The sequence below is a fragment of the Pseudoalteromonas sp. G5_S1_14_S5 genome (assembly GCF_054968605.1).
The window spans coordinates 1-206 of sequence record NZ_JBQKUM010000301.1 but is presented as its reverse complement, the minus strand read 5'-3'; the positions used below and the strand labels follow the sequence as shown (position 1 = coordinate 206).

At 43.2% G+C, this 206-nt stretch carries 1 protein-coding gene; it reads left to right on the top strand.

Annotated elements, in window-relative coordinates:
- Window positions 1-206, top strand: a 206-nt coding sequence (locus tag ACTRWI_RS22970; RefSeq protein ID WP_499133975.1) for a helix-turn-helix domain-containing protein, incomplete at its 3' end; no start/stop codon positions are given.

Here is a 206-nt window from a genome sequence, read left to right as displayed (position 1 = left end):
GTGCAAACTCGAAGGATTAAGTGCCGTGAATGCGGCATAAAAACAGAGGCTTTATCTTGGTTGGAGCCTTATGCTCGTATAACGAAGCGCCTAAAAAGCTATATAGAACAACTACTGCCTCTTCTTCCCATCAAGCATATATCCGAGTTAACGAGCGTTCATTGGCACACCATTAAAGAGATAGATAAACGTCGACTTCGCCAAGT